Genomic DNA, 9,019 nt, shown 5'->3' with positions numbered 1-9,019 from the left:
AGCATGACCGGCACGCAGATGCAGCACGTCATCTACAAGGAGACGTCGATGCTCTACACGGGCGTTGCCAACGGCGAGCTGAACTTCGCGCTCGGCTCGCTCGCCACCGCCGGCCCGATGATGCGCGCGGGCAAGATCAAGTTCCTCGCCGTCACGGCGCCCAAGCGCCACCCCGCCTTCCCCGACGTGCCGACGGTGGCCGAGTCGGGCGGTCCGGCCGGCTACGAGCTGACCGGCTGGACCACGCTCGCGGCGCCCAAGGGCGTGCCCAAGGCGGTCGCGGACAAGATCCAGAAGGACGTGGAGGCGGCGCTGGCCGAGCCCGACGTCAAGGAGCGCTACGCCGCCTTCGGCTACGACAGCTTCCCGACCACGCCGCAGCTCTTCAACGCCTTCGTCGCGGCCGAATCGGCCAAGTACGCCGACGTGATCAGGCGTGCGAAGGTGTCGCTCGACTGACCCCTTCAACGCCCTCCGCCCCGAGCAGCGGCTTCACCGCCCGCCCGCCCGGCCGCGTGTGCCGTTCTCGGCGGGCCTGGGGCGGATGATGGTGGCTCTCCGGATGACCCACTTCATGGGCCTGAGGGTGATCTGCTTGCTTGCCGGCAGGCTTCCCATGCTGTTGGAGGACGCGGGCCTGAGGGGCGTCCTGGCGCGGCAGGCCGCTGTGCCAACCTGCCGCCGCTGCGGCTACCGCGTATTGCACATCGCCGAGCGCAGCCAATGATCCGGAGGTCGGGGCGAGCCTTGCGCAGGCGCAGGCCCTTCGATCCTTCCAACCAATACAAACGAGAGACAAAGATGACGCAGGACAACAACCATGGGCGGGTGCGCCGGGCGATGGTGCTGGGGGCAATGGCGGCGGCGGCCTTGCCCGCTGCCCGTGCGCAGTCGGGCAAGCCGCTGCGCATCGTCGTGCCCTTCCCGCCGGGCGGCTCCGCCGACATCCTCGCACGTGCCGTTGGCAACAAGCTGGGGCCTGCGCTGGGGCAGACGGTGGTGATCGAAAACAAGCCCGGGGCCGGCGGCTCGATGGGGGCCGCCGAAGCCGCGCGTGCGGAAGCCGACGGCAACACGCTGCTGATGGGTCATGTCGGCACGCTGGCGGTCAACCCCTCGATCTATCCGAGGCTGGCTTATGACCCGCTCAAGAGCTTCGTTCCAGTGGCCTTCGTGGCGCGCGTGCCCAACATCCTGGTGGTGAACGCGAACTCGCCGGTCAGGACGCTGGCCGACCTGGTGGCGAAGGCCCGGGCCCAGCCGGGTCGCCTGACCTACTCGTCCGGGGGCAACGGCAGCGCCGCGCACATCACCTTCGAGTACCTGAAGCTGCGGGCGAAGTTCTTCATGCTGCACATCCCCTACCGGGGCACGGCGCCGTCCGTGACCGACCTGTTGAGTGGGCAGGTCGACGCCACCTTCACCGGCGCCCCGGTGGTGCTGCCGCACGTGCGCAGCGGGCGGCTGCGCGCGCTGGCGGTCTCGAGCCCGCAGCGCCTGGCCTCGCTGCCCGAGGTGCCGACCGTGGCGGAGAGCGGCTTCCCCGGCTTCGACGCGGACCAGTGGTACGGCTTCGTCGCGCCGGCGGGCACCCCCGCCGCCGCCGTCGCCCGCCTGAACGCCGAGATCAACAAGATCCTGCAGACGCCGGCCGTGGCGGAGCAGCTGGCCACCGAGGGCGCGATCCCGACGCCGACCTCGCCCCAGGCCTTCGGCGACCTGATCGCCAGGGAGATCCCGCGCTGGGCGGAAGTGGTGAAGGCCGGCAACGTGAAGGCCGACTGAGGGGCGGCAGGCCCGGCTCCCGGAAGTGCCGGCTCGCTGCTGGCGACCCGGTGCCGCGCCGGCGTCTTCCCGTCGCCGCCTCCTTGCGGGAGGCGGCCGCCGCTGCCGCCTCGGCCCTGCCTCACGCGCCTGTCGCCGGGCGGCCGTCGGCCCGTAGGAATCCGTCTGACAAGCGGTTTGTCGTGCCGCCCACTGCAAGGCGGCGCCGCGGTTTTCTAAAGTGCGTCCTGACCGAACAGACCGTTCCCGAAAGGCACGCACCCATGTACACCGAAGCTCATGCCGCCAATCCTTTCTTCCTGATGCTCGATCCGCTCGCGGTGGTGTCCGCCGTCGAGCGCTCCGACGGCCTGGCTGCGCTCAACAGCCGCGTCTACCGCCCGCTCGACAAGCCGCTGCTTCCCGCCGCGGAAGCCCGCCCGGCATCCGGCACGACCCGCCGCGCCGGCGACGCGCAGGACGAGGCCTGCTGAGCCCCGCTCTGCAAAGGGCAGGTCCCGCAGGGCGAAAAAAAACCCCGGCCGCGTGGGCGGTCCGGGGGAGCATGCCAGAGTGCCGTCCTCCCGAGACTGGCGAGGGCGGCGAGACCATCCTAGCCGCTGACGCGCCCCGATCGCGAAGGTGCCCGCGCTGCTTGCGGGAACGGGGGCCCGGGCGCTGCGGAATCGATGGGCGCTGCGGCCTTCACGCTGCCGACGTCTGCCTCCCCGGCGCGACGGCCACGTGGCGTCCCTTGCCGCGGTGCTTGGCGCGGTACATCGCGAGGTCGGCATTGCGCAGCAGGCCCTCCGGCGTGTCCTCGGGCCGCACCAGCGTGATGCCGACGCTCGCGCCGATGCGGATGCGCTGTCCGTCCAGCACGAAGGGCTCGGCGACCGAGTCGACGATGCGCTGCGCGATCAGCGAGGCCTCCTCCAGGCTGTGCACCCGATCCAGCAGCACCGCGAACTCGTCGCCGCCGAGCCGGGCCACCGTGTCCGAGCCGCGGGTGGCCTGACGCAGCCGCTGCGCGACCAGGACCAGCAGCCGGTCGCCGGCCTCGTGTCCGAGCGCGTCGTTGACCGGCTTGAAGTCGTCGAGGTCGGCGAACAGCACGGCCGGCACGCCGTCGGCGTCTGCGCCGGCGCGCTGCACGGCCAGCGCTGCCTCCACGCGCTCGCGGAATCGCATCCGGTTCTCGAGGCCCGTCAAGGCGTCGTGGTAGGCCAGCCGCGTGAGCTGCTGCTCGAGCGCCTTGCGCCCGGTGATGTCGACCAGGTACCCGGTCCACAGCACCTTCGAGCCGGACAGGCGGCGCGAGCTGACATGGGCCTCGCACCATGTCGTCGGGCCGCCCGGCGTCCGCATTAGGCGGAACTCGCAGACCCGGCCCGTTTCCCCGCTGCCGAGCTGCCCGGCAAGCTCCCGCAGGCTGAGGCGGTCGTCGGGATGCAGCGCCGAGAAGAAGCGGTCCGGGTGCTGCCGCAGTTCCCCGGGCGTGCTGCCGACCAGTTCCGCCAGCTTGTCGCTCGCGTGCCGGAAGGTCGCGCCACGGCCTTCGGCGTCCGTCTCGACGTGGAAGATCAGCGCCGAGCGGGCCCGCAGTGCCAGCTCCCGGTGCACCAGTTCCTGGCTGACGATCGCCGCCAGGTCCCGCAGCAGTTCCGCGTCCTGCGCCGAGAACTCGCGGGGCAGGCGGTCCTTGACGCAGAGGGTGCCGAGCGCGGTGCCGTCGAGCGAGCGCAGCGGCGCGCCCGCGTAGAAGCGGATGTGCGGGGCGCTGCTCACCAGCGGGCTGTCCGCGAAGCGCTCGTCGCGCCGGGCGTCCGGCACGACGAGCGGCTCCTGCTGGTGGATCGCGTGCGCGCAGAAGGCGCCCTCGCGCGGGGTTTCGCTCGGCTCCATCCCGACCCGCGACTTGAACCACTGGCGCTGCTCGTCGATCAGCGATATCAGCGCGATGGGCGTGCCGAACAGCCGCGATGCGAGGCGCGTGACGCGGTCGAAGACGGCTTCGGGCTCGGAGTCCAGCAGGCCGATCGCGCTCAGCAGCGCGATCCGGGCGTCCTCGTCGGCAGTCAGGGGCGCGCGGCCTGCGGAAGGGCGGGGGGCGGGGGTCTCGCGCACTGGCGGCGACGGGGGGGCGAGGGGGAAGGGCTGCCGCAGCAGCGCGTCGAGCGCCTCGCCGGGCATCGGGCGCGCGAACAGGTAACCCTGCCCGAAGCGGCAGCCGAGCTGCAGCAGCCGGGCCTCCTGCTCCGCGTGCTCGACGCCCTCGGCGACGCTGCGCAGCTCCAGCGCATCGGCCAGCGCGACGATGGTGCGCGTCACCGCGCCGTCCCGGTCGCCCTCGGCGACGCGGTCGACGAAGGACTTGTCGATCTTCAGCACGTCGATCGGGTAGCGCTGCAGGTAGGCGAGCGAGGAGAAGCCGGTGCCGAAGTCGTCGATCGCGATCTTCACGCCCAGCGCCTTGAGCTCCTGCAGCCGCCGCAGCATCAGCTCGCGGTCCTGCATCAGCGTGCTCTCGGTGATCTCCAGCACCAGCGCGGACGGCGGCAGGCCGCAGTCCTGCAGCGCGCGGCGCACGTCGCCGACGAGGCCCGCTTCCTGGAGCTGGCGCGCCGAGACGTTCACCGTGAGCGCGAGCGGGGGGGCATCGGCCGCGCGGGGCCAGCGCGCCGCGTTCGCGCAGGCCTCGGCGAGCACCCAGCGGCCCAGCGCCGGAATCAGGCCGGTCTCCTCGGCGATCGGTATGAAGGTGCCGGGCGGAACCAGGCCCCGCGCGGGATGGCGCCAGCGCATCAGCGCCTCGGCGCCGGTGATGCGGCGGCTGCCCAGCTCGACGATCGGCTGGTAGTGCAGCAGCAGCTCCCCGGCGTCGAGTGCGCGGTGCAGGTCGTCGCCGAGCGTGAGCCGGTCGAGCGCCGCGGCGTGCATCTCGGGCGTGAAGGTCTCGTGCCGCCGCTTGCCGCCGTTCTTGGCGCGGTACATCGCCAGATCGGCGTTGCGCAGCAGCTCGTGCGGCGTGTCGCCGGGCCGTGCCATCGCGATGCCGATGCTTGCGCCGATGTGGATCTGGCGCCCGTCGAGCAGGAAGGGCTGGTTGATCGAGTCCACGATGCGCGCCGCGATCGCGGCCGCCTCGCCGATGTCGCGGACCCGCCCGAGCAGGACGGCGAACTCGTCGCCGCCGAGGCGGGCGACGCTGTCGCTGCCGCGGGCCGCCTGCTGCAGCCGCTCGGCCACGAGGACGAGCAGCCGGTCGCCGGCCTCGTGCCCGAGCGAGTCGTTGACGGTCTTGAAGTCGTCGAGGTCGCCGAAGAGCACGACCGGCGGCGGCGCGCCGGCGCCCTGGCGCGCGAAGGCGGCGAGGGCGTCCTCGACGCGCTCGCGGAAGCGGTCGCGGTTCTCGAGCCGGGTGAGCGTGTCGCGGTGGGCTCGTCGCGTGAGCTCGGCCTCCAGCGCCTTGCGCTCGGTGATGTCCAGGCTCACGCCGACGAGGCGCTCCGGGGTGCCGTCGCCGCCGGGCACCACGCGCCCCATCGCGTGCAGCCAGCGTGTCCCGCCGCTCGGCAGCACGATGCGGAACTCCTCGTCGAAGTCGCCGCGGCCCTCGAGCGCGCGTGTGCAGGCGACCTCGAGGCGCCCGCGGTCCTCGGGCAGCACACCGGACAGGAAGTCGACATAGGGACCGTGCCGGCAGGTGTGGGGCCCACCCTCCGCGCTGCCCTGCGGCACGACCGTGCAAGGAGCACGAGGCAGCAGCGGCATGCCGCCGCGCTCGTGCAGCATGCCGGTCTTCAGGTCGCGGTCCCAGGCCACCATCCTGCCGGCGCCGAGCGCCAGGCGCAGGCTGCGCTCGCTCTCGGCCAGCGCGCGCTCGATGCGACGGCGCTCGGTGACGTCCCACACGGTGCCGACCGAGCCGATCAGCGCGCCCGAGGCGTCGCGCAGCGGCGCCGCCTGCCCGCAGACGTGCCGCGTCGTGCCGTCGGGCAGCAGCAGCCGGTAGCTTTCCTCGCGAGCCTGCGTTTCCTCCAGCGAGGCGCGCCAGGCGGCCAGCACGGCCGGCAGGTCATCCGGGTGCAGCCGGGCCTGCCAGCCGCTGCCCAGCATCCCGGCCTCCGTCATGCACCAGATCGACTGCAGGCGCGGGTTCGCGTAGGTGATGCGGCCCTCGGCGTCGGACTGGAAGATGCCCACCGGGGAGGACGCGCTGAGCGCGCGGAAGCGCTCGGCTTCCGCACGGCGCGCGGCCTCCGCCGCCTGCCATGCGCTCATGTCCCGCAGGTTGACGATCAGGCCCTGCACCGCGGTACCCGGCGGGCCGGTGCGGCCCACCGCCTCGCAGGGCCTCCAGGCGCCGGCCGCGTCGCGCACGCGGACCTCGGTGATCTGCGTCGTGCCGGGATGGCGGAACGCCCGCTCGATCGCCACGGCAGCGGCCGGCCAGTCCTCGGGATGCACGAGCGCGGAGGCCGGGGTGCCGAGCAGCCGCTGCGGCGCATGGCCGAGGTCGCGCTCCAGCGTGGGGCTGACGAACAGGAAGCGGGACTCGCGGTCGAGCAGCAGCAGCGAGTCCGAGGCGTTCTCGATGAAGAGCCGCAGACGCTCCTCGCGCTCCTGCAGCGCGGCCTCGGCCTGCCGCTGCGCGGTGACGTCGCGGAAATAGACCGACAGGCCCCCGGGGCCCGGGTAGGCCCTGACCTCGACCCAGAGGTCGAGCGGGGGGAAGCCGGCTTCGAAGCACACGGTCTGCTGTTCGGCCAGGGCCTGCCGGTAGCGGTGCTCGAAGATCGAGCCGAGCGCCTGCGGGAACGCGGTCCAGAGTTCCTGCCCGAGGAGCTCCGAGGCCGGCCGGCGCAGCAAGGCTTCGGCCCGCGCGTTGACGTACGTGAAGCGCCACCCGGCGTCGACGGCGAAGAACGCGTCCGTGACGCGCTCGAGGATGGTCGCAGGGTCTTCGGGACGCAGGGGCACGGAAAAATCGCAAATCGTGTTCATCGCAGGGTCTCGTGCGGGAGGGTCGCCGGGCGAGGCGGAACGCATGTGCGTCGGCGGGCCGAGCCCGTGTCGTTCAGCGGGCAGGACCGGTCCGTGTCCTGCCGCGGCCTGCGTTGCAAGGAATCGGCTGCAGCAGGGCGGGGCGGCATGCCGGCCGGGTCGCGAGGCGCTGCTGCCTGCGGCATCCCGTCGCCTTCGGGTCCGCGATGGCCTCCTTTCATGCCGCCTGCAAGCCGAGGCGGCCCCCTGATGCAGGCGCGTCGTGCGTCGGCGCCGGGCTGAACCCGTCCGTCGCCAGCGGCCCAGTGCAGCACGACAGTTCGCCATGGCTGCGGTCGGTCTGCGGTGGTTCGCCGGGCGCGACGGCATCGGCGCTTGGCAGCGCCGGCCCGAGCATGAGCGCGTGCCGCCACGTCGCCTCGCGCCCGATGTCGGCCGTCTCCTGCGCGCTGCGGCGCTCCTGCCGGCGCGCGAGCGTGCCGGCAGGGTCGGCGGAGAGCGCTTCCGTCGTTCCTCGCGCACGCGACTGCATTGCCCGGCACAGCGCGCCGGTCTTCCAGTGGGCGGGTGACAAGAAGTCTCTCCTTTCTTACCTTGGGCTTACATTGCTATCGGCTCGCGCTGGAGGAACTTGAGATGTCGGCCTGGGGTCCGGCCCGTCCGGCAGGGAAACTTGCCGCGCTGCCGCACGCCTTGCGACGACGGCCGGAGGCACCGGTGATGCCCTACAGTCGCGGTTCCGGCCGGCCGGGCCTTCGCGGCCGGCGGCCCGTACAGCACAAGGAGAGGGGCATGGGTTTGTTGTCCGGACTGCTCGGCCATGCGTCCGAGACCAGCGTGGAGCAGCTGGAGGCGCAGCTCGAGGCGATGCTCGCGCCGCAGGAGACCATCCAGCAGGCCTACAAGCTGGTGCGCGACCTGGTGGTCTTCACCAACCGGCGCCTGATCTTCATCGACAAGCAGGGCATCACCGGCTCGAAGAAGGAGTACCTGAGCGTGCCCTACCGCGCGATCACCTGTTTCTCCTGCGAGAGCCGCGGCCACTTCGACCTCGACGCGGAGGTGAAGATCTGGGTGAGCGGGCATGCCCAGCCGATCTCGCGCCAGTTCAACTCGGACCGCAACCTGTTCGCGATCCAGCGCGCGCTGGCCGAGTTCGTCTGCAAGTGAGGCGCGTGCGCCGGCCTCGTGGCGCTGCCGCCTGCGGCAGGGCCTATCGCGCGGCCAGCTCGCGCACCGCCGCCCCGACGCCGCGCACCACCTCGGCCATGCGCCGGTAGTCGAGCGTGTCGGCGGTGTCGCCGGCGGTGTGGTAGTTCGGGTTGCGGTAGAAGGCGGTGTCGGTGACCATCACCGCCGGGTAGCCGCTTCTCCAGTAGCTCGAGTGGTCGGACAGGCCGATGCCGGGCACCGCCGCCGGCGCGGCGATCGAGTGCACCGGCAGCGGCGAGGCCGCGCGCATCGCCGCCTCGATGCGCCGCACCAGCCCCGCTTCCGCCTCGCGGCCGACGACGCCGATGAAGTCGCCTCGCGGGGGGTAGAGCGCGTGCATCTGCGGCAGCGGATATTGCTGGCTGCCCGGGGCATCGCTGAAGTAGCCGATCATCTCCAGCGACAGCATCGCCGTCACCGCCACGCCCTGCCGGCGCAGCGACTGCGCATGCACCGCGCTGCCCATGCCGTCGGTGGCGAACCAGGGCGCCTCCTCCAGCGAGTAGGCGATCAGCTCGACGCGCCGCGCCGGCGCTGCGTCGCGCAGCAGGGCGGCGAGCTCCAGCAGCCCGGCGACGCCGCTCGCGTTGTCGTCGGCGCCCGGCAACTCGCCCGCGGCGTCGTAGTGCGCGCCGACGATCACGCGCTCGCCCTGCGCGGGGCCGAGGCTCGCGATCACGTTGCGGTAGCGGCGCCCGCCCGCTTCGAAGACCTGCTCCTCGGTGCGCAGGCCGCTGCGCTCGAACTCGGCGCGGATGTAGGCGGCGGCGCGGTCGAGCTGCTCGGGATGTCGGTGGTCGCGCGGCACGAAGCGCTCGCTCAGCGCCCGCACATGCGCCTGCAGCCGCTCGGGCGAGGGAGCCTCCGCCGCCCCGGCGGGCGGCGCGGGGGCCGGGGACGAAGCCGCGGGCTCCTTCGCGGCGCCGCGCGGCCCGCAGGCGGCGAGCGCCGCACAGGCCAGCATGCCGAGCAGTCCGAGTCCCAGCAGGCCGCGCGTCTTCGTCTTCATGAGGCCGGCGCGGCAAGCGGCATGCCG

The 9,019-nt window shown here is 72.8% G+C and carries 7 protein-coding genes; 4 read left to right on the top strand and 3 right to left on the bottom strand.

Annotated features, from left to right (window positions below; translation table 11 throughout):
- The 3 genes from D3A59_RS05725 to D3A59_RS05710 form a co-directional block, all read left to right on the top strand.
- The coding region (locus D3A59_RS05725) for a Bug family tripartite tricarboxylate transporter substrate binding protein (protein ID WP_272868049.1) at positions 1-459 on the top strand (459 nt) is incomplete at its 5' end.
- A gap of 342 nt (positions 460-801) precedes the next feature.
- Complete coding sequence (locus D3A59_RS05715) at positions 802-1,785, top strand: Bug family tripartite tricarboxylate transporter substrate binding protein (RefSeq protein ID WP_119153924.1); 984 nt, start codon at positions 802-804, stop codon at positions 1,783-1,785.
- A 263-nt stretch (positions 1,786-2,048) separates the two neighbouring features.
- Positions 2,049-2,258 carry a hypothetical protein gene (locus D3A59_RS05710; RefSeq protein ID WP_119153923.1) on the top strand — a complete coding sequence of 70 codons (210 nt, stop codon included), beginning with the start codon at positions 2,049-2,051 and terminating at the stop codon, positions 2,256-2,258.
- A 211-nt stretch (positions 2,259-2,469) separates the two neighbouring features.
- Here D3A59_RS05710 and D3A59_RS05705 read toward each other — a convergent pair whose 3' ends face one another.
- On the bottom strand, positions 2,470-6,747 hold the full coding sequence (locus D3A59_RS05705; protein WP_170162304.1) for a diguanylate cyclase domain-containing protein: 4,278 nt from the start codon (positions 6,745-6,747) through the stop codon (positions 2,470-2,472).
- Positions 6,748-6,988: 241 nt separating this feature from the next.
- Positions 6,989-7,345: a hypothetical protein gene (locus D3A59_RS25800; RefSeq protein ID WP_170162303.1), complete on the bottom strand. Its 357-nt coding sequence runs from the start codon at positions 7,343-7,345 to the stop codon at positions 6,989-6,991.
- A 218-nt stretch (positions 7,346-7,563) separates the two neighbouring features.
- Between D3A59_RS25800 and D3A59_RS05700 the strand changes: the two genes are divergently transcribed.
- Positions 7,564-7,941 carry a PH domain-containing protein gene (locus tag D3A59_RS05700; protein ID WP_119153921.1) on the top strand — a complete coding sequence of 126 codons (378 nt, stop codon included), beginning with the start codon at positions 7,564-7,566 and terminating at the stop codon, positions 7,939-7,941.
- A 43-nt stretch (positions 7,942-7,984) separates the two neighbouring features.
- On the opposite strand, the gene D3A59_RS05695 is transcribed toward D3A59_RS05700, so the two are convergent.
- Positions 7,985-8,992 carry a M28 family peptidase gene (locus D3A59_RS05695; protein ID WP_205665121.1) on the bottom strand — a complete coding sequence of 336 codons (1,008 nt, stop codon included), beginning with the start codon at positions 8,990-8,992 and terminating at the stop codon, positions 7,985-7,987.
- Positions 8,993-9,019 lie beyond the last annotated feature (27 nt).

Origin of the sequence: Caldimonas tepidiphila (assembly GCF_003569765.1) — a bacterium.
GTDB lineage: Bacteria > Pseudomonadota > Gammaproteobacteria > Burkholderiales > Burkholderiaceae_C > Caldimonas > Caldimonas tepidiphila.
This window is presented reverse-complemented; position numbering and strand designations above follow the sequence as displayed.

Bases quoted from the DNA above. Each gene is read 5' to 3' on its own strand.
- D3A59_RS05695 (WP_205665121.1), bottom strand. From the start codon at position 8,992: ATGAAGACGAAGACGCGCGGCCTGCTGGGACTCGGACTGCTCGGCATG.
- D3A59_RS05700 (WP_119153921.1), top strand. From the start codon at position 7,564: ATGGGTTTGTTGTCCGGACTGCTCGGCCATGCGTCCGAGACCAGCGTG.
- D3A59_RS05715 (WP_119153924.1), top strand. From the start codon at position 802: ATGACGCAGGACAACAACCATGGGCGGGTGCGCCGGGCGATGGTGCTG.
- D3A59_RS05710 (WP_119153923.1), top strand. From the start codon at position 2,049: ATGTACACCGAAGCTCATGCCGCCAATCCTTTCTTCCTGATGCTCGAT.